The sequence below is a fragment of the Pseudomonas gingeri genome (assembly GCF_013386115.1).
Classification (GTDB): Bacteria; Pseudomonadota; Gammaproteobacteria; order Pseudomonadales; family Pseudomonadaceae; genus Aquipseudomonas; species Aquipseudomonas gingeri.
This window is the reverse complement of record NZ_JACAOR010000013.1, coordinates 474,510-498,164: the sequence shown is the minus strand read 5'-3', so window position 1 is coordinate 498,164 and position 23,655 is coordinate 474,510. Positions and strand designations below refer to the sequence as shown.

Genomic DNA, 23,655 nt, shown 5'->3' with positions numbered 1-23,655 from the left:
GACAGGTCTTGAAGCTGCTGATTCTCGATCGGGACGGAGTGATCAATCACGACTCCGACGCTTACATCAAGTCGCTGGAGGAGTGGATTCCACTCCCCGGCTCGATCGAGGCCATCGCGCAGTTGAGCCGGGCCGGCTGGACGGTAGCCGTCGCTACCAACCAGTCCGGCATCGCTCGCGGTTACTACGATCTCGCGACCCTGGACGCCATGCACGAGCGCCTGCGTTCGTTGGTGGCGCAACAGGGTGGCGAGCTCGGCCTGGTGGTGTACTGTCCCCATGGTCCGGACGAGGGCTGCGATTGCCGCAAGCCCAAGCCGGGCATGCTCAGGACCATCGCCGCGCATTACGGCGTCGATCTGTCTAGGCTATGGTTTGTCGGAGACAGCCTGGGTGACTTGGAAGCCGCCAGCGCCGTCGATTGTCAGCCAGTTTTGGTTAAAACCGGTAAAGGCGAGAAGACACTGGGGAAAACCCTGCCGGTGGGCACTTTGATTTTTGACGATCTGGCGGCGGTTGCCGCTGAACTTATCCACAATTAGCGCTTCTCTGACTTCCTGACCAAGGACTGTTCGGGGGTGCACTTATTAACAGGCGGGCAGTGCCCGCAACGGTAAATGCCGCTATGTCGATCCTGCAGGCCATCAGAACCTTTTTCTTTTACCTGCTGCTGGGCACCAGTTCGCTGCTGTGGTGCTCCCTGAGCTTTTTTATCGCCCCGTTCCTGCCGTTCAAGGCACGTTATCGCTTCATCAACGTGTACTGGTGCCGCTGCGCCCTGTGGCTGACCAAAGTCTTCCTGGGCATCACGGTCGAGATCAAGGGTGCCGAGAATGTGCCCGAGCGCCCTTGCGTGATCCTGTCGAATCACCAGAGCACCTGGGAGACCTTCTTCCTGTCGGCCTATTTCTCGCCGTTGAGCCAGGTGCTCAAGCGTGAACTGCTCTATGTGCCGTTCTTCGGCTGGGCCATGGCCATGCTGCGGCCAATCGCCATTGACCGCGACAACCCGAAGGCGGCGCTCAAGCACGTGGCGAAGAAGGGCGATGAACTGCTCAAGGACAACGTCTGGGTGCTGATCTTCCCGGAAGGCACCCGCGTGCCCTTCGGTACTGTCGGCAAGTTTTCCCGCGGCGGTACGGCGCTGGCAGTCAACGCCGAGCTGCCGGTGCTGCCGATTGCCCACAATGCCGGCAAGTTCTGGCCGAAGACCGGCTGGGCGAAAAAGTCCGGCACCATCACCGTGGTGATCGGTGCCCCGATGTTCGCCGAAGGCAGCGGCCCACGGGCCATTGCCGAGTTGAACGACCGGGTCCAGGCCTGGAACGAGAACACCCAGCGCGAGATGGGTTCATTACCGCCCCACGCGGTGGCGGAAACGCCGAGCGCGGCCTGACGGTTTTGTGGATAACTTGTGCACAAGATTTGGATTTCTTCCGAAAAAATGTCGTAAGTAGCTGATTTAAATACTTATTTCTCGGTATGACTTTTCAACCAAAATCGTGCATAAGTTTTTCTCGGCGATAAAAAAACCGGCGTTAATGCCGGTTTTTTCATGCCTGCGAAAACCTCAGACCTTATCGATATCCACATCCCGGGTTTCTTTCAGACAGAACAGCCCGACCACCAGGCTGATCCCGGTTACCAGCACCGGATACCAGAGCCCGTAGAAGATATTCCCGGTGTAGACCACCAGCGCAAACGAGACGGTGGGCAGGAATCCGCCGAACCAGCCGTTGCCGATATGGTAGGGCAGCGACATCGAGGTATAGCGGATCCGGGTCGGAAACAATTCGACCATCACCGCCGCCAGCGGGCCATAGGTCATGGTGGCGATCAGGATCAGCAGCACGATCAGCAGGACCACCATCGGTTCGTTCACCGACCCGGCGTCAGCCTTGGCCGGGTAGCCGGCCTGGGTGATGGCCGCGCGCATGGCCGCTTCGTCGAAGCCGTTGATCTTCTGCTCGCCCACCGCAACCGTCACCGTCGAACCCGGCGCCGCGGCCTGGGAGTCATACGGCAGACCCTGTTTGACCAGGAAGGTCTTGACCTTGTCGCAAGGGCTGTCGAAACGGGCCTTGCCCACGGGATCGAACTGGAAGGTGCAACCGGCCGGGTCGGCCATCACGACGATGGGCGCCTGCCGGCTGGCGGCATCCACCTGCGGGTTGGCGTAGTGACTCAGCGCCTTGAACAGCGGGAAGTAGCAGACTGTCGCCAGCAGCAGGCCGAGCATCAGGATCGGCTTGCGCCCGACCTTGTCCGAGAGCCAGCCGAACAGCACGAAGAACGGCGCACCGATCACCACGCTGATAATCAGCAGCGTGTTGGCCTGGGTCGGGTCCATCTTGAGCATCTGCGTCATGAAGAACATCACGTAGAACTGGGCGGTGTAGAAGGTCACCGCCTGCCCGGCGTTGATGCTGAACAGCGCGGTCAGGACGATCTTCAGGTTCGGCCAGGAGCCAAAGGACTCGCGGATCGGCGATTTGCTGACCTTGCCCTGGGCCTTCATTTTCACGAAGGCCGGCGACTCGTGCATGCTCAGGCGGATCCAGGTGGAGATCGCCAGCAGGAAGATCGACAGCAGGAACGGCAGGCGCCAGCCCCAGACTTCGAACTGATCGCCACTGATGTAGCGGCTGGCCAGGACCACCAGCAACGACAGGAGCAGGCCGAGGGTCGCGGTGGACTGGATCCAGCCGGTGTGGAAACCGCGCTTGCCGGCCGGCGCGTGCTCGGCCACATAGGTCGCGGCACCGCCGTATTCACCGCCCAGCGCCAGGCCCTGGAGCATGCGCAACAGCACCAGGATGATCGGCGCGGCGATGCCGATGGTGGTGTAGGTGGGCAACAGGCCGACGGCGAAGGTCGACAGGCCCATCAGGATGATGGTCATGAGGAAGGTGTATTTGCGCCCGATCATGTCCCCCAGCCGACCGAACACCAGCGCGCCGAACGGTCGCACCAGGAAGCCGGCGGCAAAGGCCATCAGGGCGAAGATAAACGCAGTGGTGTCGTTGACCCCGGCAAAGAACTGCTTGCTGATCACCGCCGCCAGGGCGCCATAGAGAAAAAAGTCATACCACTCGAAAACGGTCCCGAGGGATGACGCAAAAATGATCTTTCGTTCTTCCTTGCCCGTGCTGGCAGCCACCGGCGTTGACTGTTGCTCGATATAGTCCGACATGCGTTATGTCCTCGGCCTTGTGGGCCACAGTGATTATTGTTGTTGTTCCACTGTGAATTCCGGCTGACTGCCACCGGAATCCTGATCCCGATCGCCTCGTTCAGGCGGTCGGTAGTGCGGTTTCACGGGTGATGCCCAATCCTCCTTCATCGGTCGCCTGGCGACTTTGCAGAATCATCTGCGCGGCTTTTTCAGCGATCATCACCGTCGGCGAGCAGGTATTGCCGGAGGTGATCTGCGGCATGATCGAGGCATCCGCCACGCGCAATCCGGGTACGCCATGCACCCTCAACCGGGAGTCGACGACGTCCTGCGGACCGTTACCCATGCGGCAGGTGCCGACGGGGTGGAAGATGGTGGTGCCGATCTTCGCGGCGGCCTCGTAGAGTTGCTCTTCACTTTGCAGGGACGCGCCGGGCAGGTACTCCTCGGGCTTGAACACGCGCAGAGCAGGGGAGTCGACAATGCGCCGGGTCAGGCGAATGGCTTCGGCGGCGACCTTCAGGTCTTCGGGATCGCTGAGGTAGTTGGGATCGATCAGCGGTGCGTCGTCCGGGTTGGCCGAGCGGATATCGATGCGGCCACGACTCAGCGGACGCAGGTTGCAGACCGAGGCGGTGAATGCCGGGAAGCGGTGCAGCGGTTCGCCGAAACGCTCCAGCGACAATGGCTGCACGTGATATTGCAGGTTGGCCGAAGGCTGCTCCGGGTTCGATTTCACAAAGGCTCCCAGCTGGCTCGGCGCCATCGCCAGCGGGCCACTGCGGTCATAGAGATAACGCAGGCCCATGCCGGCCTTGCCCCACAGGCTGTTGGCCACCTGGTTGAGGGTGCGGGCATTGCTGAGCTTGTAGATCAGCCGCAGTTGCAGGTGGTCCTGCAGGTTGCCGCCTACGCCCGGCAGTTCGTGGCGTACGCCAATCCCGAGGTTTTCCAGCAGCGGCCGCGGACCGATGCCGGAGCGTTGCAGGATCCCCGGAGATCCGACCGAGCCGGCACAGAGAATGATTTCCCGGCGGGCCGGGAACAGGTGTTCCTCACCTTGCCACCGTGCCAGGACCGCCGTCGCCCGACCATTTTCCAGGCTGACCCGGTCGACCTGCACGCCCGTCAGGATGGTCAGGTTGGGGCGCTTGAGTACCGGTCGCAGAAACGCCTTGGCTGAATTCCAGCGCACGCCGGAACGCTGGTTGACCTGGAAATATCCACAGCCCTGGTTATCCCCGGCGTTGAAATCGCTGACGCTGGCAATGCCGTTTTCAGCGGCGGCGTCGCGGAAGGCGTCGAGGATCGGCCAGGAATAGCGTTGCTGTTCCACCCGCCATTCGCCCTGGTCGCTGTGGAATTCGCCGGCACCGCCGAAGTGGTTTTCGCTGTGCTTGAACAGCGGCAGCACATCTTTCCAGGCCCAGCCCGGATTGCCTTGTTCGGCCCAGCGATCATAGTCGCCGGCCTGGCCACGCATATAGATCATGCCGTTGATGGACGAGCTGCCACCGAGCACCTTGCCCCGTGGGTAACTCAGGCTGCGACCTTGCAGGCCGGGCTGGGACTCGGTCTTGAAGCACCAGTCGGTGCGGGGATTGCCGATGCAGAACAGGTAGCCGACCGGGATATGAATCCATGGGTAGTTATCCTGGCCGCCGGCTTCGAGCAGCAGCACATTGTTCTGCGGGTCGGCGGACAGCCGGTTGGCCAGCACGCAGCCGGCAGGTCCGGCACCGACGATCACATAGTCATAAGGCAAATGGGCAGATGGCATCAGCGACCTCGCCGTTTATTGTTCTTGTATCAGCTCATGTTATTGATTAATTTCGAGATGAAAACGTTCGTTTTTGCGCAAGTGCTGTGCGTTTTCAAGCAAGGCAAGTGAACCCGACGATTCACAAGGAGCCCTATGTTTGACTGGAACGACCTGCGATTTTTCCTCGAACTACAGCGTAGCGGACGTTTGCTGACCGCGGCCAAACGGCTGAATACCACCCACAGCACCGTCGCCCGGCATATCGAAACCATCGAGCAGAGCCTGGGCACCGCGTTGTTCGTCCAGCACGCCCAGGGTTATGAACTGACGCCTTCGGGCCAGGCTTTGCTCAAGCACGCCGAGGCCATGGAGAACGTTGCGTTGCTGGCCCAGGAGGAAATCACCCAGGCCATCGCGCCGCTGGGCAAGATTCGCCTGGGCGTGACCGAAGGCATCGGCATCATGTTTCTCACTTCGCGCATGGGCGGCCTGTTCGAGCGTTACCCCGGACTGGAAGTCGAACTGGTGGCGGTGCCACGCTTCGTCAGCATCCTCAACCGCGAAGCCGAGATCAGCATCCACCTCGACCGGCCCCACGCCGATATGCTGATCACCCGCAAGCTCACCGACTATCGCCTGGCCCTCTATGCCAGCCCGGCGTACCTGGCCCGGGCACCGCGCCTGGCGAATCGCGACGACCTCTCGCAACACCAGTGGATCGGCTATGTCGACGACCTGCTGTTCAGCCAGGAGCTGCTGTTTCTCGACGACTTCTGCCGCTCGCCGAACGTGACCTTCCGCAGCACCAGCGTGATTGCCCAGCAGATCGCCGCACGGGCCGGCCTGGGCATCGCGGTGCTGCCCAACTACATGGCCAAGGACGATCCTGAACTGGTGCGCATACTGCCCCAGGAGACGATCCAGCGCAGTTACTGGATGAGCACCCGCAGGGAACTGCACAAATCGGTGCGGCTGAGGGTGGTTTGGGATTTCTTGTTGGCGTTGTGCGCGAAAGAGCAGGATGTCCTGTTGGCCAATTAAAGTCCCGGGCCACAGAGCAGGGGGTTATTCAACAGCCAATAAAAAACTCCCCGGACCGTCGGGACCGGGGAGTTTCTCTTACAGCCAGGCTACCTGATCAGAAGTCCAGGTTGGACACCGCCAACGCGTTGCTTTCGATGAAGTCGCGGCGGGGTTCTACCGCGTCGCCCATCAGGGTGTTGAAGATCTGGTCGGCGCCGATGGCGTCTTCGATCGTCACTTTCAGCATGCGACGGACCGCCGGGTCCATGGTGGTTTCCCAGAGCTGATCCGGGTTCATTTCACCCAGCCCTTTATAGCGCTGGATCGTATGGCGCTTGGTGCTTTCGGCCATCAGCCAGTCCAGGGCTTCCTTGAACTCGGTCACGGCTTTCTTGCGTTCGCCACGCTGGATGTAGGCGCCTTCGTCGAGCAGGGTGCTCAGTTGCGCGCCCAGGGTCACCACGGTCTTGTAGTCGTTGCTGCCGAAGAAGTCGCGGTTGAAGGTGACGTAGTTCGACAGGCCGTGGGAAATCAGTTCGACTTCCGGCAGCCAGACATTACGTTCACGGTCTTCACGCAGGCTGGCCTTGTAGACCAGTCCGGACTTCTCGTTCAGGCGCAGGCGGACTTCATACTTGGCCAGCCATTCCTGCATCGCCGCGTGATCGCCCAACTGCTCCAGGCTCACCGCCGGCAGGTAGATGAAGTGCTCGGTCAGTTCCTGCGGGTACAGGCGCGACAGGCGCTTGAGGGTCTTCATCACCATGCGGAAGTCGTTCACCAGGCGCTCCAGCGCCTCGCCGGAAATCCCCGGGGCATCTTCGTTCAGGTGCAGGCTCGCATCTTCCAGGGCCGACTGCGTCATGTACTCTTCCATGGCGTCGTCGTCCTTGATGTACTGCTCCTGCTTGCCTTTCTTCACCTTGTACAACGGTGGCTGGGCGATGTAGATGTAGCCACGCTCGATCAACTCCGGCAACTGACGGAAGAAGAAGGTCAGCAGCAGGGTACGGATGTGCGAACCGTCGACGTCAGCATCGGTCATGATGATGATGTTGTGATAACGCAGCTTCTCGATGTTGTACTCTTCGCGCCCGATACCGCAGCCCAGTGCGGTGATCAGCGTGCCCACTTCCTGAGACGAGATCATCTTGTCGAAACGGGCTTTCTCGACGTTGAGGATCTTGCCCTTCAACGGCAGGATCGCCTGGGTACGACGGTTGCGGCCCTGCTTGGCGGAACCGCCAGCAGAGTCACCTTCCACCAGGTACAGTTCGGAAAGGGCAGGGTCCTTTTCCTGGCAGTCGGCCAGTTTGCCCGGCAGGCCGGCGATATCCAGCGCACCTTTGCGGCGGGTCATCTCACGGGCTTTACGCGCCGCTTCACGGGCACGGGCGGCATCGATCATCTTGCCGACCACCAGCTTGGCTTCGTTCGGATTCTCCAGCAGGAAGTCGGAGAAATACTTGCCCATTTCCTGTTCGACCGCGGTCTTCACTTCGGAAGAAACCAGCTTGTCCTTGGTCTGGGAGCTGAACTTCGGATCCGGCACTTTCACCGAAATGATCGCGGTCAGGCCTTCACGGGCATCGTCACCGGTGGTGGCGACCTTGTGCTTCTTCGCCAGACCTTCCTGTTCGATGTAGTTGTTCAGGTTACGGGTCAGTGCAGAACGGAAGCCCACCAGGTGAGTACCGCCGTCGCGCTGCGGGATGTTGTTGGTGAAGCACAACAGGTTCTCGTTGAAGCTGTCGTTCCACTGCAGGGCGATTTCCACGCCGATGCCGTCTTCACGCTGGATGTTGAAGTGGAACACCTGGTTGACCGCAGTCTTGTTGGTGTTCAGGTATTCAACGAACGCACGCAGGCCGCCTTCGTACTTGAACAACTCTTCCTTGCCGCTGCGCTCGTCCTTGAGGACGATGCCGACACCGGAGTTGAGGAAGGACAGTTCGCGAATCCGCTTGGCCAGGATGTCCCAGCTGAAATGGATGTTCTTGAAGGTTTCGCCGGAAGCCTTGAAGTGAATCTGGGTACCGGTGGTTTCGCTCTCGCCGACGATTTTCATCGGTTCCTGAGGCACACCGTGGACGTAGGTCTGTTCCCAGATCTTGCCGCTGCGACGTACGGTCAGCACCAGCAGTTCGGACAGCGCGTTCACCACCGACACACCCACGCCGTGCAGGCCGCCGGATACCTTGTAGGAGTTGTCGTCGAACTTACCGCCGGCGTGCAGCACGGTCATGATGACCTCGGCCGCGGAAACGCCTTCTTCCTTGTGCACGTCGACCGGAATGCCGCGACCGTTGTCGCGTACGGTGATCGACTCATCCGGGTGGATGATGATGCTGATGTCGTCGCAATGACCGGCCAGTGCTTCGTCGATGGAGTTATCGACCACCTCGAACACCATGTGGTGCAGACCGCTGCCATCATCGGTGTCGCCAATGTACATACCGGGACGTTTGCGTACGGCATCCAAACCTTTCAGCACTTTGATGCTGGTCGAGTCGTACGTATTTTCTTCGCTCATGCCTTCACTCCCGATGGTCGTGGGTCTGGGTGATACAGCCTTGTTCCACGTGGAACAAAGCGACTGGCGTTTCCGTCTGCCAGCCTTCCCTCAATAATTCGTGGTCTACACAGGTGATAAAGACCTGGCAGCGTAAGTCTTCAAGCAAGCGACACAGTGCGCGACGGTGTTGCTCGTCCAGCTCGGACGGCAAGTCATCCACCAGATAAATACATTGGCCGCGCCGGGCCTGACTGACCAGGTGCCCCTGAGCGATACGCAATGCACAGACCACCAATTTCTGCTGACCCCGCGACAGGATGTCCGCGGCATTGTGTGCACCCAATCGGAGGCGCAAATCAGCTCGTTGTGGTCCGGCCTGGGTATGACCCATTTGCTGGTCCCGATGCAGGGACGAGGCGAGCACTGCACTCAGCTCTTTGTCCTTGTCCCAACCACGGTAATAGCTAAGCGTTAAGCCCTCGAGTTCGACTAGCTCGCTCAAGGTCTGCTCAAAGACTGGTTTCAAGGCTTTGATATAAGCGCGGCGGTATTCATCGATTTCGGCGCTGGCCAGGCACAATTCCCGGTCCCAGGCCGCTTGCGAAGCGGCGTCAAGTGTACCATGCCGCAGCCACGAGTTCCGCTGCCGCAGGGCCTTCTGCAGGCGCTGCCAGGTCGACATGAATCGTGGTTCCACGTGGAACACTCCCCAGTCGAGGAACTGTCGACGAATCTTCGGCGCGCCTTCCAGCAGGCGAAAGCTGTCCGGGTTGATCAGTTGCAGCGGCAGGATCTCCGCCAGCTGCGCCGCGCTCTTGGCGTTCTGGCCGTCGATGCGGATCTGGAATTCACCCTGGCGATCACGGGATATCCCCAACGCGCTGTGTCCACCCTCGGCCAGCTCGACCTGGCCAAATACCGTGCAGGCGAGTTGCTCGTACTGGATCACCGGCAACAGGCGGGTACTACGGAACGAACGGGCAAGCCCCAGCAAGTGGATGGCTTCCAGCACGCTGGTTTTTCCGCTGCCGTTGGCGCCGTAAAGGATATTGATACGCGGGGAGGGAGAGAAGGTCACCGGGTGCAGGTTGCGCACCGCGGTGACCGAAACACGACTGAGGGACATCTAGCGTGTGCTGGACATGGAGAGGCGAGGCACCGTTACAGACGCATCGGCATGACGACGTAGGCCGAGTCGTCGTTATCCGATTCCTGGACCAGCGCACTGCTGTTGGAGTCGGACAGGATCAGGCGAACCTGCTCGGTGGTCATCACGCCCAGTACATCCAGCAGGTAGCTGACGTTGAAGCCGATTTCCAGGGAGCCGCCGTTGTAGTCGACGCCCACTTCTTCTTCGGCTTCTTCCTGCTCCGGGTTGTTGGCCTGGATCTTCAGCTGACCATTGGCCAGTTGCAGACGGATACCGCGGTACTTCTCGTTGGACAGGATCGCGGTGCGGCTGAACGCTTCGCGCAGCGCCTGACGATCGCCCAGCACCAGCTTGTCGCCACCTTTGGGCAGCACGCGCTCGTAGTCCGGGAACTTGCCGTCGACCAGCTTCGAGGTGAAGGTGAACTCACCGGTGGTGGCGCGAATGTGGTGTTGGCCCAGCACGATGCTGACATTGCCTTCCGGTTCGGTCAGCAGGCGCGCCAGTTCAAGAATACCCTTGCGTGGCACGATCACCTGGTGACGGTCGGGCTGACCGATATCGGCCTGCATCGAGCACATTGCCAGACGGTGGCCGTCGGTGGCCACGGCACGGATCACCCCGGCAGAGACCTCGAGCAGCATGCCGTTGAGGTAGTAGCGCACGTCCTGCTGGGCCATGGCAAAGCTGGTGCGCTCGATCAGGCGGCGCAGCTTGCTTTGATCCAGGCTGCAGGTCAGCGAGCCCGGGCCTTCTTCCACGGTCGGGAAATCGTTGGCCGGCAGGGTCGACAGGGTGAAGCGGCTACGGCCGGCCTTCACCACCAGTTTCTGCTCGTCGACCTTGATGTCGATCAGGGCGTCGTTCGGCAAGCTTTTGCAGATATCCATCAGCTTGCGCGCCGGCACGGTGATTTCCCCCGGCTCGGCGGGCTCCTCGAGCTGGACGCGACCGACCAGCTCGACTTCCAGGTCGGTACCGGTCAGCGACAGTTGCTGGCCTTCGACGACCAGCAGCACATTGGAGAGCACCGGCAAGGTCTGGCGGCGCTCGACGACGCCTGCGACCAGTTGCAGGGGTTTCAACAGGGCTTCGCGTTGAATGGTGAAATGCATGGTCTAGTCCCTTGCCTTAGTAAGCTGCGCTGCAGTTCTCAAGTGGTCAGTGTACGCAGCAGGTTCTTGTAGTCCTCGCGGATGTCCGCGTCGGATTCCTTAAGTTCGTTGATCTTGCGGCATGCATGCAAGACCGTAGTATGGTCGCGTCCGCCAAAGACATCACCAATTTCAGGCAGGCTGTGGTTGGTCAGTTCCTTGGACAGGGCCATCGCGACCTGACGCGGACGTGCCACCGAGCGCGAGCGGCGCTTGGACAGCAGGTCGGAAATCTTGATCTTGTAGTACTCGGCCACGGTGCGCTGGATGTTATCCACAGACACCAGCTTGTCCTGCAGTGCCAGCAGATCCTTCAGCGATTCGCGAATCAGCTCGATGGTGATATCGCGACCCATGAAGTGCGAGTGGGCGATCACCCGTTTCAGGGCGCCCTCGAGTTCACGGACGTTGGAACGGATACGCTGGGCGATGAAGAACGCCGCATCGTGAGGCAGTTCGACCTTGGCCTGGTCGGCCTTCTTCATCAGGATCGCGACCCGGGTTTCCAGTTCCGGCGGCTCGACCGCTACCGTCAGGCCCCAGCCGAAGCGCGATTTCAGGCGCTCTTCCAGCCCTTCGATTTCCTTCGGATAGCGGTCACTGGTGAGAATCACCTGCTGACCGCCTTCGAGCAGGGCGTTGAAGGTGTGGAAAAACTCTTCCTGGGAACGTTCCTTGCGGGCGAAGAATTGAATGTCGTCGATCAGCAGGGCGTCCACCGAACGGTAGAAACGCTTGAATTCGTTGATGGCGTTGAGTTGCAGCGCCTTGACCATGTCCGCGACGAAACGCTCCGAATGCAGGTAGACCACCTTGGCATTCGGGTTCTTCTTTAATAGGTGGTTACCCACGGCGTGCATCAAGTGGGTCTTACCCAGGCCGACGCCGCCATACAGGAACAGCGGGTTGTAGCCGTGCTTGGGGTTGTCCGCCACCTGCCAGGCCGCAGCGCGGGCCAGCTGGTTGGACTTACCCTCGACGAAGTTCTCGAAGGTGAAGGTACGGTTCAGGTAGCTGGTGTGCTTGAGCGCACCTTCGACCTGGACGGTCCGTTGCTCCGAACGCACCGGGGCCTGCTGCGAGCTGGCGCCGGCCATGGGGTCGAAACTGTCGCGGGACGGTTCTTCGCTGACTTCGACCACCGGTTTCTGCGCCGGGGCAGGTTGTGCCGGTGTGGCCGCAGGTGTCGGTGCCGGAGCGGCACTGGCCGCCATGGCCTGGGAGGCGGCAGCGGCCAATGGTGCATTGGGAGCCGCCCGTGGAGCGGAACTGCGCTTGCTGCCTATTAATAAGGAAAGGGCAGGCGCCAGGCCATTGCCATGCTCGTTCAACAGTTCGAGCAAACGTCCCAGGTACTTTTCATTCACCCAGTCGAGCACAAAACGGTTCGGTGCATAGACACGCAACTCGTCGCCTTCGGCTTCGACCTGTAGTGGACGGATCCAGGTGTTGAATTGCTGGGCAGGCAGCTCATCACGCAGAAGCTCCACGCACTGCTGCCAAAGTTCCACTGACACGGATATCCCCTAAGTTGAAAGCCGGTGAGGCAAAAACAAGCGGCCATTGTACCGGCAGGCAGAGCACTTATCCACACGTCGATTGAAGGGAGAACCCAAGGAATCAACATCTTATCTGTGAACAAAGCGACAAATGGTATGTGCATAAGCTCTGTGGATAACCGCCCTTGAGGTCGTTGCACAAGTGGGGTCGAAAGTCTGTGGGTAACCGGCCTGTGGATAACATGCCATTCCACACACAGCTTATCCGACAGCGCAGCACAGGCAGGACACCGTTTCCCCACCGTGTTGTCATTCTCTGTACAGTAGGCAGTTAAAGGCCTCGGGGCACTTATCCACAGAGGATGGCTTCCTAAGCTTTTATAAGCTTTACAGAAAAGCTTTAAATAATTCCCTTCTTTATTTCTATATCTAGGTCGCGAGCCGATCAAGCGCACGGACCCTGAATACCTATATGAAGTAAAAGCTGGTTGGAAATTGACCTAGAGGCTTGCTTTCTCTAGAATCCCCGGTCTCTTAAAACGGGGGCCATTCCGGCCCGTTGTGACGAACCAGGTAGCAACGCCATGAAACGTACTTTCCAACCCAGCACTATCAAACGCGCCCGCACCCACGGTTTCCGTGCTCGCATGGCAACCAAGAACGGCCGTGCCGTCCTGTCGCGTCGTCGCGCCAAAGGCCGCGCTCGTCTGGCAGTTTGATAATCCGGCACTGGTGGTGAGTCAGGACTTCAGTCGGGAAAAGCGTCTGCTTACGCCACGACATTTCAAGGCAGTCTTTGACTCCCCTACCGGCAAGGTTCCGGGGAAAAATCTCCTGCTCCTTGCGCGCAACAACGACCTCGATCATCCCCGCCTGGGGCTGGTTATCGGTAAAAAGAGCGTGAAGCTCTCCGTTGAGCGCAATCGCCTCAAACGTCTGATGCGCGAATCGTTCCGTCTGCACCAGGATTCACTGGTCGGCTGGGACATTGTTATCGTCGCGCGCAAAGGTTTGGGGGACGTAGAAAACCCCGAATTGATTCAGCATTTCGGCAAACTGTGGAAACGCCTGGCCCGTAATGCGCCGGCAGCCACCGTCAAAACCGAACCTGCAGGGGTAGACAGTCCAGATGCGTAAACTGGCGCTCGTTCCGATCCAGTTTTACCGCTATGCCATCAGTCCCCTGATGGCCAGTCACTGTCGTTTCTACCCCAGTTGTTCCTGCTACGCGTACGAAGCCATCGAAACTCATGGACTCCTGCGCGGTGGCTGGCTGACCTTTCGTCGTTTAGGTCGCTGTCATCCGTGGAATGCCGGTGGTTATGACCCGGTTCCACCTATCCCTACCTCCCGTTCTTCTTCGATGGCCGAGTAATCATGGATATCAAACGCACGATCCTGATCGTCGCCCTGGCAATCGTGTCCTACGTCATGGTTCTCAAATGGAACCAGGACTACGGTCAGGCTGCCCTGCCGACTCAGAATGTTGCCAGCACCACCGTTTCTGGCTTGCCGGATACGGCAACCGGCAGCAATGCCGCCGCCAGTGATGACATTCCACGAGCTGCCAATGACACCAGTGCTCCTGTTGAAGCGCCGGTGGCCGCCAGCAAAGACCTCATCCATATCAAGACGGATGTGCTCGACCTGGCTATCGATCCAAAAGGTGGGGATGTCGCGCAACTGAAGTTGCCGCTTTATCCACGTCGCCAGGATCACCCGGAAATTCCGTTCCAGCTGTTCGACAACGGTGGCGAGCGTACCTATCTGGCTCAAAGCGGCCTGATCGGTGCCAACGGCCCGGACTCCAGCTCCGCCGGTCGCCCGTTGTACTCCTCCGAACAGAAGAGTTATCAACTGGCTGACGGTCAGGACAAACTGGTCGTCGACCTGAAGTTCAGCGAAAACGGCGTCAACTACATCAAGCGTTTCAGCCTGAAGCGCGGCCTGTATGACGTGACCGTTTCCTACCTGATCGACAACGAAAGCGCCCAGCCATGGTCGGGCGCGATGTTCGCCCAGCTGAAACGCGACGCCAGCGCCGATCCTTCTTCCAGCACCGCCACCGGTACCGCGACTTACCTGGGCGCCGCCCTGTGGACAAGTTCCGAGCCGTACAAGAAAGTGTCGATGAAAGATATCGACAAGGGCCCGCTGAAAGAAACCGTCCAGGGTGGCTGGGTTGCCTGGCTGCAACACTACTTCGTGACCGCGTGGGTCCCTGCCAAGGGCGACAGCAATGTCGTGACCACCCGCAAGGACAGCCAGGGTAACTACATCATCGGCTACACCGGTCCTTCGCTGACCGTGGCTCCAGGCCAGAAAGTCGAGACCAGCGCGGTCCTCTACGCCGGTCCGAAGAGCCAGGCGGTGCTGAAAGAGTTGTCCCCGGGTCTGGAACTGACCGTTGACTACGGCATCCTGTGGTTCATTGCCCAGCCGATCTTCTGGCTGCTGCAACATATCCACAGCCTGCTCGGCAACTGGGGCTTCTCGATCATCGTCCTGACCATGCTGATCAAAGGGCTTTTCTTCCCCTTGTCGGCCGCCAGCTACAAGTCGATGGCGCGCATGCGTGCCGTTGCTCCGAAACTGGCTGCGCTGAAAGAGCAACATGGCGATGACCGGCAGAAAATGTCGCAAGCCATGATGGAGCTGTACAAGAAGGAGAAGATCAATCCGCTGGGGGGTTGCTTGCCGATCCTCGTGCAGATGCCGGTCTTCCTCTCGCTGTACTGGGTTCTGCTGGAAAGCGTGGAAATGCGTCAGGCACCGTTCATCCTGTGGATTACCGACCTGTCGATCAAGGACCCGTTCTTCATCCTGCCGATCATCATGGGCGCGACCATGTTCATCCAGCAGCGTCTGAACCCGACTCCGCCGGATCCGATGCAGGCCAAGGTGATGAAGCTGATGCCGATCATCTTCACCTTCTTCTTCCTGTGGTTCCCTGCCGGTCTGGTGCTGTACTGGGTTGTGAACAACTGCCTGTCGATCACCCAGCAGTGGTACATCACACGTAAGATCGAAGCCGCTACCAAAAAAGCCGCTGCGTAACTTACTCTGTGGATAACCACTCAAAACGCCCCCTAGTGGGGCGTTTTGCTATCTGTCACTTTCTGCTTTGAGGCCCGCTCCATGAACGTCCCTCGGGAAACCATCGCCGCCGTTGCCACCGCCCAGGGCCGTGGCGGGGTCGGCATCGTCCGTATTTCCGGGCCTCTGGCGCAAAGTGCGGCGCTGGCCATCAGCGGTCGTGAGCTGAAACCGCGTTTCGCCCACTACGGTCCGTTCCACGGCGACGCCGGCGAAGTACTCGATGAAGGCCTCGCGCTGTATTTTCCGGGGCCGAATTCGTTCACCGGCGAAGATGTCCTGGAACTGCAGGGCCACGGCGGCCCGATCGTCCTCGACATGCTGCTGCAGCGTTGCCTGCAGCTGGGCTGTCGGCTGGCTCGCCCCGGTGAATTCAGCGAGCGCGCATTCCTCAATGACAAGCTCGACCTGGCCCAGGCCGAGGCGATCGCCGACCTGATCGAGGCCAGTTCGGCCCAGGCCGCGCGCAATGCCTTGCGCTCGCTGCAAGGGGCGTTCTCCCAGCGTGTGCATAACCTCACCGAACAATTGATTGGCCTGCGGATCTACGTGGAGGCGGCCATCGATTTTCCCGAGGAGGAAATCGACTTCCTCGCCGACGGCCATGTGCTGACGATGCTCGACGCCGTGCGCGACGAGTTATCCACAGTGATCCGCGAGGCCGGGCAGGGGGCACTGCTGCGGGATGGCATGACCGTGGTCATCGCCGGACGGCCGAACGCCGGCAAATCGAGCCTGCTCAATGCCCTGGCGGGTCGCGAAGCGGCAATCGTCACCGAGATCGCCGGGACCACCCGGGATATCCTGCGCGAACATATCCACATCGACGGCATGCCCCTGCACGTGGTCGACACGGCCGGATTGCGGGATACCGACGATCATGTGGAAAAGATCGGTGTGGAACGAGCCCTCAAGGCCATCGGCGAGGCCGATCGGGTATTGCTGGTGGTGGACGCCACCGCGCCGGAGGCTGTGGATCCTTTTGCCTTGTGGCCGGAGTTTCTCGAACAGCGACCGGATCCGGCGAAAGTCACGTTGATCCGCAACAAGGCCGACCTGACGGGAGAGGGCATCGCCCTGGAGGTCAGCGCGGATGGCCACGTCACCATCAGCCTCAGCGCCAAGGCCGGTGGCGATGGCCTGGAGCTGCTGCGCGACCACCTCAAGGCCTGCATGGGTTATGAACAGACATCGGAAAGCAGCTTCAGCGCTCGCCGCCGGCACCTGGAAGCCCTGCGCTTCGCCAGTTCGGCCCTCGAGCACGGTCATGCACAGTTGACCCTGGCAGGTGCCGGAGAGCTGCTGGCCGAAGATTTGCGTCAGGCACAGCAATTCCTTGGGGAAATCACCGGTGCCTTCAGCTCCGACGATCTGCTGGGAAGAATCTTTTCGAGTTTTTGTATCGGGAAATGACCAAGCGGAGACGGTCCGGTTATCCACAGTTGCCGTGAACGCATCAGGAGCACGACGGGACAGGGAGGGCGTCCTTGAACCTTACACACCGACGTAGCGGGGAAATGATGAGTTCGTTGTCCATTGATCCAGCCTTTTTCGAGCTTCTGACCGGGAGTTATCAACGGCTTGTCGGTCAGCCACTGGTGCCGCAGGGCAGTGATGCGACCTGGTTGTACGAGCGGGCGCCCTTTTGCGTGCTGTCCCACAACACCGATGCCGATCCACGTTTCATCTATGCCAATCGGGCTGCGCAGCACTGTTTCGATTATGACTGGGCGCAGTTCACCCAGTTGCCCTCGCGACTGTCCGCCGAGGCGCCGAACCGTGCGGAACGCCAGTCCTTGCTGGATCGCGTCCATCAACAGGGTTATGCCAGCGGCTACACCGGGATCCGTATCTCCAGGACGGGCAGGCGCTTCTGGATCCGCGAAGGCCTTGTCTGGCAATTGCAGGATGCCGAAGGCGTGATTCACGGCCAGGCTGCCGTATTTCATCGCTGGGACGATGTCTGATTCCACTTCCTGTCTTGCATGGGGGCCGGGCCTGATCCCGGCGTCTCCTCTCTTTCTGCTGCACTGATCCTTCCGCTCTCTTGATGAATTCCGGCTCGCGGAGGGTTTGCGCGTGCCTGCGATTCACCGGGAAAGCGATTTTCTGTGGATTAAGCCCTGTGAATAACTGCCCTTCAGCTCGGTTGATAACCAGGCCTGAAAACTGAGGATGAACCCGCTTGTGGATAAGCGGCGCTTTAATCCACAGGCTTACATCGGTTATCCCAAACCCTCCCTGGCACATGACCACAGACTTATGAATCTCTGTACACACCGTAAAACAAGGTCTGTAGAACCTTATCCACAGAATGGGTGCTCACTAAGAATAAACATAAAAACAAAGCTTTAATAAATTTCTCTCTTTTTAATTTCTATTACCTCCGATTATCCACAGCTGGTTAAATTTTGTGCAAAGGGTTCTTTAGGAAGGGCGAATTCCCTATACTTGTTCATTCAGTCCAAATTTTTCTTATTTACCTACCTGGAAGCAGGCACGAGGTGCGTGGTGGATTTCCCTTCCCGTTTTGAAGTGATCGTCATCGGCGGCGGTCATGCCGGTACCGAGGCAGCACTAGCATCAGCACGCATGGGGGCAAAAACCCTGTTGCTGACGCATAACGTGGAAACCCTCGGTGCAATGAGTTGCAACCCTGCCATCGGTGGCATCGGCAAGAGCCACCTGGTCAAGGAAATCGACGCCCTCGGCGGCGCGATGGCCATCGCCACCGATAAAGGCGGCATCCAGTTCCGGGTTCTCAACAGCCGCAAGGGCCCGGCCGTGCGTGCAACCCGTGCACAGGCCGACCGCGTGCTGTACAAGGCCGCCGTCCGTGAAATCCTGGAAAACCAGCCGAACCTGTGGATATTTCAACAGGCCGCCGACGACCTGATCGTCGAGCAGGACCAGGTTCGTGGTGTCGTGACCCAGATGGGCCTGCGTTTCTTCGCCGAATCCGTGGTATTGACCACCGGGACCTTCCTCGGTGGACTTATCCACATCGGGATGCAGAACTATTCCGGTGGCCGCGCCGGCGATCCGCCGTCGATTGCCCTGGCTCACCGCCTGCGGGAACTGCCATTGCGCGTCGGTCGCTTGAAAACCGGCACGCCGCCGCGGATCGACGGCCGTTCCGTGGATTTCTCGGTGATGAGCGAGCAACCGGGTGATACGCCCATTCCGGTGATGTCGTTCATGGGCTCGAAAGAGCAGCATCCGCGCCAGGTGAGTTGCTGGATTACCCACACCAACGCCCGGACCCACGAGATCATCGCGGCCAACCTCGATCGTTCGCCGATGTATTCCGGTGTGATCGAAGGGATCGGCCCGCGCTACTGCCCGTCGATCGAAGACAAGATCCATCGCTTTGCCGACAAGGAAAGCCATCAGGTCTTCATCGAGCCGGAAGGCCTGACCACCCACGAGCTGTATCCGAACGGGATATCCACATCCCTGCCGTTCGACGTGCAGTTGCAGATCGTCCAGTCGATCCGTGGCATGGAAAACGCCCATATCGTTCGTCCGGGCTATGCCATCGAATACGATTACTTCGATCCGCGTGACCTGAAGTACAGCCTGGAAACCAAGGTGATCGGCGGCCTGTTCTTTGCCGGCCAGATCAACGGCACCACCGGTTACGAAGAAGCCGGTGCCCAGGGTTTGCTGGCCGGCGCCAACGCCGCGCTGCGTGCCCAGGGCAAGGACAGCTGGTGTCCGCGTCGCGACGAGGCGTACATCGGGGTACTGGTCGACGACCTGATCACCCTAGGTACCCAGGAACCGTATCGGATGTTCACCTCCCGCGCCGAATACCGGTTGATCCTGCGCGAAGACAACGCCGACCTGCGCCTGACCGAAAAAGGTCGCGAGCTGGGCCTGGTGGATGACGTGCGCTGGGCGGCTTTCTGCAAGAAACGCGAGAGCATCGATCTGGAAGAACAGCGCCTGAAAAGCACCTGGGTACGCCCGGGCACCGAGCAGGGCGATGCCATCGCCGAGAAGTTCGGTACGCCGCTGACCCATGAATACAATTTGCTGAATCTGCTGAGCCGTCCGGAAATCGACTACGCTGGTCTGGTCGAAGTGACCGGACAGGGCGCGCAGGATCCACAGGTCGCCGAGCAGGTCGAGATCAAGACCAAGTACGCCGGCTACATCGACCGCCAGCAGGACGAGATCGCCCGGCTGCGGGCCAGCGAAGACACCCGGTTGCCTGTGGATATCGATTACTCGAACATCTCCGGCCTGTCGAAAGAGATCCAGAGCAAGCTCGGCGCGACCCGGCCCGAGACCCTGGGCCAGGCTTCGCGGATCCCCGGTGTGACGCCGGCGGCGATTTCCCTGTTGATGATTCACTTGAAAAAACGCGGCGCGGGCCGTCAGTTGGAGCAAAGCGCTTGAGTTCGTTGGTCACCTCGCAACACGCCGAAGAGTTATCCACAGGTGCTCGCCAGCTCGGTGTCAACCTGAGCGCAACCCAGCACGAACAGTTGCTGGGCTACCTGGCCCTGTTGATCAAGTGGAACAAGGCCTACAACCTGACCGCGGTGCGCGATCCGGACGAAATGGTTTCACGGCACCTGCTCGACAGCCTGAGCGTGATGTCCTTTGTCGAAGACGGCCGCTGGCTCGACGTTGGCAGCGGCGGCGGCATGCCGGGTATTCCCCTGGCGATCCTGTTTCCCCGGTCGCCAGTGACCTGCCTGGACAGCAATGGCAAGAAAACCCGCTTCCTGACCCAGGTCAAACTCGAACTCCAACTGGATAACCTGCAAGTTATCCACAGTCGCGTCGAAGCCTTCCAGCCGCCGCAGCCGTTCAACGGGATCATTTCCCGGGCGTTCAGCAGCATGGAGAACTTCAGCAACTGGACCCGCCATCTCGGCGACACTGACACACGCTGGCTGGCAATGAAGGGCGTCCATCCGGCGGATGAGCTGGTAGCATTGCCGGCAGACTTCCACCTCGATAGCGAACACGCCTTGGCCGTACCCGGTTGCCAAGGCCAACGTCATCTGCTGATACTGCGCCGCACGGCATGATTGGGAACACAAGCAAGAATGGCTAAGGTATTCGCGATAGCGAACCAGAAAGGTGGCGTGGGCAAGACCACCACCTGCATCAACCTCGCAGCATCCCTGGTCGCGACCAAGCGCCGGGTGCTGTTGATCGATCTCGATCCACAGGGCAACGCCACCATGGGTAGCGGTGTGGATAAACACGGCCTGGAAAACTCCATCTACGATGTGCTGATCGGCGAATGCGATCTGGCGCAGGCCATGCACTTCTCCGAACACGGCGGTTATCAATTGCTGCCGGCCAACCGTGACCTGACGGCGGCCGAAGTGGTGCTGCTGGAAATGCAGATGAAGGAAAGCCGTCTGCGCAGCGCCCTGGCGCCGATCCGCGAGAACTACGACTTCATCCTGATCGACTGTCCGCCGTCGCTGTCGATGCTGACCCTCAACGCCCTGGTCGCCGCTGACGGGGTGATTATCCCCATGCAGTGTGAATACTTTGCCCTCGAAGGGCTGAGCGACCTTGTGGATAACATCAAGCGCATCGCCGAACTGCTCAATCCGGAACTGAAGGTCGAAGGCCTGCTGCGGACCATGTACGACCCGCGCCTGAGTCTGATGAACGACGTTTCCGCACAGCTCAAGGAACATTTCGGTGACCAGCTGTACGACACCGTGATTCCACGCAACATCCGTCTGGCCGAAGCCCCGAGCTACGGCATGCCGGCCCTGGCGTACGACAAGCAATCCCGTGGTGCCGTGGCCTACCTGGCCCTGGCCGGCGAGATGGTTCGTCGGCAACGTAAAAATTCACGCGCCGCCGCTCCGGCAACTTAAGGAATCCCCATGGCCGTCAAGAAACGAGGTCTCGGACGTGGACTGGATGCACTGCTGAGTGGTCCGACCGTCAGCTCGCTGGAAGAGCAGGCCGTCCAGGCCGACGAACGTGAACTGCAGCACCTGCCGCTGGACCTGATCCAGCGCGGCAAATACCAGCCGCGCCGCGACATGGACCCGCAGGCGCTGGAGGAACTGGCGAACTCGATCAAGGCCCAGGGCGTGATGCAGCCGATCGTGGTCCGTCCGATCGGCAGCGGGCGCTTTGAAATCATTGCCGGTGAACGCCGCTGGCGTGCCAGCCAGCAGGCTGGCCAGGAAACCATCCCGGCCATGGTCCGCGATGTGCCGGATGAAACCGCCATCGCCATGGCGCTGATCGAGAACATCCAGCGCGAAGACCTCAATCCGATCGAGGAAGCCGTGGCCCTGCAGCGTCTGCAGCAGGAATTCCAGCTGACCCAGCAACAGGTCGCCGAAGCCGTGGGCAAGTCCCGCGTGACCGTGGCCAACCTGCTGCGCCTGATCGCGTTGCCCGAAGTCATCAAGACCATGTTGTCCCACGGCGACCTGGAAATGGGACATGCCCGTGCCTTGCTCGGTTTGCCGGATGACCGGCAGGTCGAAGGGGCGCGACATGTTGTCGCACGCGGCCTCACCGTGCGCCAGACCGAGGCACTGGTTCGCCAGTGGCTGAGCGGCAAACCGGCCCCGGTCGACCCCCCCAAGGCTGACCCGGACATCAGCCGCCTCGAGCAGCGCCTCGCCGAGCGCCTGGGCTCTGCGGTGCAGATTCGCCACGGGCAGAAGGGAAAAGGTCAGTTGGTGATTCGCTATAACTCCTTGGATGAACTACAAGGGGTACTTGCCCACATCCGCTGAAACATTTCCTCATGTAGCGCGCAGTCGGAAATCACTACCCGGCAGTTGAATAGGGGCTGAACCGCCCCTATACTCTGCGCGCATTTTGTCGGCACAATTTATGCCAAGTTATTGATTTCTGGCAGCCGACCCTTGAGGAGCGTGAGTGATGGAAACCCGCAGGCCAAACAGGTTGCCGTTCCATCGCTTGGCGGTATTTCCGGTTTTATTGGCTCAATTGGTCGTATTGCTGGTGGCCGCGGTGGCGCTTTGGCAATGGCACGGTGTCGTTGCCGGATACTCAGGACTCTGCGGAGGCCTGATAGCCTTGCTACCCAATGTGTATTTTGCTCACAGGGCCTTTCGGTTTTCCGGCGCCCGAGCAGCCCAGTCCATCGTCCGGTCTTTTTATGCCGGCGAGGCGGGCAAGTTAATTTTGACGGCAGTGCTGTTTGCACTGACGTTCGCAGGTGTGAAGCCACTGGCGCCGATAGCAGTCTTCGGCGTCTTCGTGCTGACCCAGTCGGTCAGCTGGTTCGCTCCCCTGCTAATGAAAACAAGACTTTCGAGACCTTAGGGCGTTTGAGGCAACCATGGCAGCAGAATCCGCTTCGGGCTATATCCAGCACCACTTGCAGAACCTGACCTTCGGTCAGCTACCTACCGGCGGCTGGGGTTTTGCCCATTCCGCAGCAGAAGCCAAGGCAATGGGCTTCTGGGCATTCCACCTGGATACCCTGGGTTGGTCTGTCGCACTGGGGCTGATCTTCATCCTGTTGTTCCGCATGGCGGCGAAAAAGGCGACCTCCGGTCAGCCGGGCGCCCTGCAGAACTTCGTCGAAGTACTGGTCGAATTCGTCGACGGCAGCGTGAAAGACAGCTTCCACGGCCGTAGCCCGGTGATTGCACCGCTGGCGCTGACCATCTTCGTCTGGGTGTTCCTGATGAACGCCGTCGACCTGGTACCGGTCGACTGGATCCCGCAACTGGCCGCGGCCATTTCCGGCAACCACGAGATTCCGTTCCGCGCCGTGTCGACCACCGACCCGAACGCCACGCTGGCCATGGCCTTCTCGGTGTTCGCGCTGATCATTTTCTACAGCATCAAGGTCAAGGGCATCGGCGGTTTCATCGGCGAGCTGACCCTGCATCCTTTCGGTAGCAAGAACATCTTCATCCAGGCCCTGCTGATCCCGGTGAACTTCCTGCTGGAATTCGTCACCCTGATCGCCAAGCCGATCTCCCTGGCACTGCGTCTGTTCGGCAACATGTACGCCGGTGAGCTGGTATTCATCCTGATCGCTGTGATGTTCGGCAGCGGCCTGCTCTGGCTCAGTGGCCTGGGCGTCGTACTGCAGTGGGCGTGGGCCGTGTTCCACATCCTGATCATCACCCTGCAGGCGTTCATCTTCATGATGCTGACCATCGTCTATCTGTCGATGGCGCACGAAGAAAACCATTAAGACCAGTCTCGACTAGTCTGATGTCCTTCCCGGTAAAACGGGAAGGTGGCCCTCCTGGGCTATGAAACGATTTGTTTTACCGCTTTAAAATCTAAAAAA

Annotated in this window: 21 protein-coding genes; 15 read left to right on the top strand and 6 right to left on the bottom strand. The window is 59.8% G+C overall.

All coding sequences use genetic code 11. The features are described 5' to 3' along the window. Window positions 1-8: 8 nt before the first annotated feature. Window positions 9-542: a D-glycero-beta-D-manno-heptose 1,7-bisphosphate 7-phosphatase gene (gene gmhB / locus HX881_RS26370; RefSeq protein WP_017129274.1), complete on the top strand. Its 534-nt coding sequence runs from the start codon at window positions 9-11 to the stop codon at window positions 540-542. Between the two features lie 83 nt (window positions 543-625). Then, window positions 626-1,396, top strand: a complete 771-nt coding sequence (locus tag HX881_RS26365) for a lysophospholipid acyltransferase family protein (protein ID WP_177087365.1) — start codon at window positions 626-628, stop codon at window positions 1,394-1,396. Between the two features lie 174 nt (window positions 1,397-1,570). Here the strand turns inward: HX881_RS26365 and HX881_RS26360 are convergent, their stop codons facing one another. Next, a complete protein-coding gene (locus tag HX881_RS26360; RefSeq protein WP_017129276.1) occupies window positions 1,571-3,193 on the bottom strand; it encodes an MFS transporter in 1,623 nt (540 codons plus the stop codon). Window positions 3,194-3,293: 100 nt separating this feature from the next. Further along, entirely contained in the window at window positions 3,294-4,955 is a 1,662-nt protein-coding gene (locus HX881_RS26355; RefSeq protein WP_177087362.1) for a GMC family oxidoreductase, read from the bottom strand. Between the two features lie 135 nt (window positions 4,956-5,090). Here HX881_RS26355 and HX881_RS26350 point away from each other — a divergent pair, with 135 nt between their 5' ends. After that, window positions 5,091-5,978, top strand: coding sequence for a LysR family transcriptional regulator (locus tag HX881_RS26350; RefSeq protein WP_017129279.1), 888 nt, complete (start codon window positions 5,091-5,093; stop codon window positions 5,976-5,978). A gap of 97 nt (window positions 5,979-6,075) precedes the next feature. Here HX881_RS26350 and gyrB read toward each other — a convergent pair whose 3' ends face one another. From gyrB to dnaA, 4 genes are read right to left on the bottom strand one after another with little or no spacing between them, the layout of a single operon-like run. Beyond that, entirely contained in the window at window positions 6,076-8,493 is a 2,418-nt protein-coding gene (gene gyrB, locus HX881_RS26345; protein WP_177087360.1) for a DNA topoisomerase (ATP-hydrolyzing) subunit B, read from the bottom strand. A 4-nt stretch (window positions 8,494-8,497) separates the two neighbouring features. Further along, the gene (recF, locus tag HX881_RS26340; RefSeq protein WP_017129281.1) at window positions 8,498-9,601 is read right to left on the bottom strand and encodes a DNA replication/repair protein RecF; all 1,104 of its coding nucleotides are present in this window, start codon (window positions 9,599-9,601) and stop codon (window positions 8,498-8,500) included. Window positions 9,602-9,636: 35 nt separating this feature from the next. Next, window positions 9,637-10,740 carry a DNA polymerase III subunit beta gene (dnaN, locus tag HX881_RS26335; RefSeq protein ID WP_017129282.1) on the bottom strand — a complete coding sequence of 368 codons (1,104 nt, stop codon included), beginning with the start codon at window positions 10,738-10,740 and terminating at the stop codon, window positions 9,637-9,639. 38 nt (window positions 10,741-10,778) lie between these two features. After that, window positions 10,779-12,296 (bottom strand): chromosomal replication initiator protein DnaA, encoded by a 1,518-nt coding sequence (dnaA, locus tag HX881_RS26330; protein ID WP_042937012.1) that lies wholly within the window; start codon window positions 12,294-12,296, stop codon window positions 10,779-10,781. Between the two features lie 566 nt (window positions 12,297-12,862). Between dnaA and rpmH the strand changes: the two genes are divergently transcribed. The 12 genes from rpmH to atpB all read left to right on the top strand — a co-directional run bounded on the left by rpmH (window position 12,863) and on the right by atpB (window position 23,556). Continuing rightward, window positions 12,863-12,997 carry a 50S ribosomal protein L34 gene (rpmH, locus tag HX881_RS26325; RefSeq protein ID WP_003213577.1) on the top strand — a complete coding sequence of 45 codons (135 nt, stop codon included), beginning with the start codon at window positions 12,863-12,865 and terminating at the stop codon, window positions 12,995-12,997. Window positions 12,998-13,013: 16 nt separating this feature from the next. Beyond that, window positions 13,014-13,415, top strand: a complete 402-nt coding sequence (gene rnpA / locus HX881_RS26320) for a ribonuclease P protein component (protein ID WP_042937055.1) — start codon at window positions 13,014-13,016, stop codon at window positions 13,413-13,415. Continuing rightward, on the top strand, window positions 13,408-13,653 hold the full coding sequence (gene yidD / locus HX881_RS26315; RefSeq protein WP_039792602.1) for a membrane protein insertion efficiency factor YidD: 246 nt from the start codon (window positions 13,408-13,410) through the stop codon (window positions 13,651-13,653). The genes rnpA and yidD overlap by 8 nt, the downstream gene beginning before the upstream one ends. A 2-nt stretch (window positions 13,654-13,655) precedes the next feature. Then, window positions 13,656-15,335, top strand: coding sequence for a membrane protein insertase YidC (gene yidC / locus HX881_RS26310; protein ID WP_017129285.1), 1,680 nt, complete (start codon window positions 13,656-13,658; stop codon window positions 15,333-15,335). 81 nt (window positions 15,336-15,416) lie between these two features. Continuing rightward, window positions 15,417-16,787: a tRNA uridine-5-carboxymethylaminomethyl(34) synthesis GTPase MnmE gene (gene mnmE, locus HX881_RS26305; RefSeq protein ID WP_177087358.1), complete on the top strand. Its 1,371-nt coding sequence runs from the start codon at window positions 15,417-15,419 to the stop codon at window positions 16,785-16,787. A 74-nt stretch (window positions 16,788-16,861) separates the two neighbouring features. Next, complete coding sequence (locus tag HX881_RS26300; protein WP_245223111.1) at window positions 16,862-17,341, top strand: MEKHLA domain-containing protein; 480 nt, start codon at window positions 16,862-16,864, stop codon at window positions 17,339-17,341. A gap of 544 nt (window positions 17,342-17,885) precedes the next feature. Beyond that, complete coding sequence (gene mnmG, locus HX881_RS26295) at window positions 17,886-19,778, top strand: tRNA uridine-5-carboxymethylaminomethyl(34) synthesis enzyme MnmG (RefSeq protein ID WP_177087356.1); 1,893 nt, start codon at window positions 17,886-17,888, stop codon at window positions 19,776-19,778. Further along, window positions 19,775-20,419: a 16S rRNA (guanine(527)-N(7))-methyltransferase RsmG gene (rsmG, locus tag HX881_RS26290; RefSeq protein WP_017129288.1), complete on the top strand. Its 645-nt coding sequence runs from the start codon at window positions 19,775-19,777 to the stop codon at window positions 20,417-20,419. The genes mnmG and rsmG overlap by 4 nt, the downstream gene beginning before the upstream one ends. Window positions 20,420-20,437: 18 nt before the next feature. Next, window positions 20,438-21,232 carry a ParA family protein gene (locus HX881_RS26285; protein ID WP_042937020.1) on the top strand — a complete coding sequence of 265 codons (795 nt, stop codon included), beginning with the start codon at window positions 20,438-20,440 and terminating at the stop codon, window positions 21,230-21,232. Window positions 21,233-21,241: 9 nt separating this feature from the next. Beyond that, a complete protein-coding gene (locus HX881_RS26280) occupies window positions 21,242-22,114 on the top strand; it encodes a ParB/RepB/Spo0J family partition protein (protein WP_177087354.1) in 873 nt (290 codons plus the stop codon). A 148-nt stretch (window positions 22,115-22,262) separates the two neighbouring features. Then, a complete protein-coding gene (locus tag HX881_RS26275) occupies window positions 22,263-22,670 on the top strand; it encodes a F0F1 ATP synthase subunit I (RefSeq protein WP_017129291.1) in 408 nt (135 codons plus the stop codon). 16 nt (window positions 22,671-22,686) lie between these two features. After that, window positions 22,687-23,556 (top strand): F0F1 ATP synthase subunit A, encoded by an 870-nt coding sequence (atpB, locus tag HX881_RS26270; RefSeq protein WP_017129292.1) that lies wholly within the window; start codon window positions 22,687-22,689, stop codon window positions 23,554-23,556. Window positions 23,557-23,655 lie beyond the last annotated feature (99 nt).

Excerpts from the sequence above, each read along its gene's own strand:
- HX881_RS26365 (WP_177087365.1), top strand. The coding sequence starts at position 626 with ATGTCGATCCTGCAGGCCATCAGAACCTTTTTCTTTTACCTGCTGCTG.
- HX881_RS26360 (WP_017129276.1), bottom strand. The coding sequence starts at position 3,193 with ATGTCGGACTATATCGAGCAACAGTCAACGCCGGTGGCTGCCAGCACG.
- HX881_RS26355 (WP_177087362.1), bottom strand. The coding sequence starts at position 4,955 with ATGCCATCTGCCCATTTGCCTTATGACTATGTGATCGTCGGTGCCGGA.
- HX881_RS26350 (WP_017129279.1), top strand. The coding sequence starts at position 5,091 with ATGTTTGACTGGAACGACCTGCGATTTTTCCTCGAACTACAGCGTAGC.
- gyrB (WP_177087360.1), bottom strand. The coding sequence starts at position 8,493 with ATGAGCGAAGAAAATACGTACGACTCGACCAGCATCAAAGTGCTGAAA.
- recF (WP_017129281.1), bottom strand. The coding sequence starts at position 9,601 with ATGTCCCTCAGTCGTGTTTCGGTCACCGCGGTGCGCAACCTGCACCCG.
- dnaN (WP_017129282.1), bottom strand. The coding sequence starts at position 10,740 with ATGCATTTCACCATTCAACGCGAAGCCCTGTTGAAACCCCTGCAACTG.
- rpmH (WP_003213577.1), top strand. The coding sequence starts at position 12,863 with ATGAAACGTACTTTCCAACCCAGCACTATCAAACGCGCCCGCACCCAC.
- yidD (WP_039792602.1), top strand. The coding sequence starts at position 13,408 with ATGCGTAAACTGGCGCTCGTTCCGATCCAGTTTTACCGCTATGCCATC.
- yidC (WP_017129285.1), top strand. The coding sequence starts at position 13,656 with ATGGATATCAAACGCACGATCCTGATCGTCGCCCTGGCAATCGTGTCC.
- mnmE (WP_177087358.1), top strand. The coding sequence starts at position 15,417 with ATGAACGTCCCTCGGGAAACCATCGCCGCCGTTGCCACCGCCCAGGGC.
- HX881_RS26285 (WP_042937020.1), top strand. The coding sequence starts at position 20,438 with ATGGCTAAGGTATTCGCGATAGCGAACCAGAAAGGTGGCGTGGGCAAG.
- HX881_RS26280 (WP_177087354.1), top strand. The coding sequence starts at position 21,242 with ATGGCCGTCAAGAAACGAGGTCTCGGACGTGGACTGGATGCACTGCTG.
- HX881_RS26275 (WP_017129291.1), top strand. The coding sequence starts at position 22,263 with ATGGAAACCCGCAGGCCAAACAGGTTGCCGTTCCATCGCTTGGCGGTA.
- atpB (WP_017129292.1), top strand. The coding sequence starts at position 22,687 with ATGGCAGCAGAATCCGCTTCGGGCTATATCCAGCACCACTTGCAGAAC.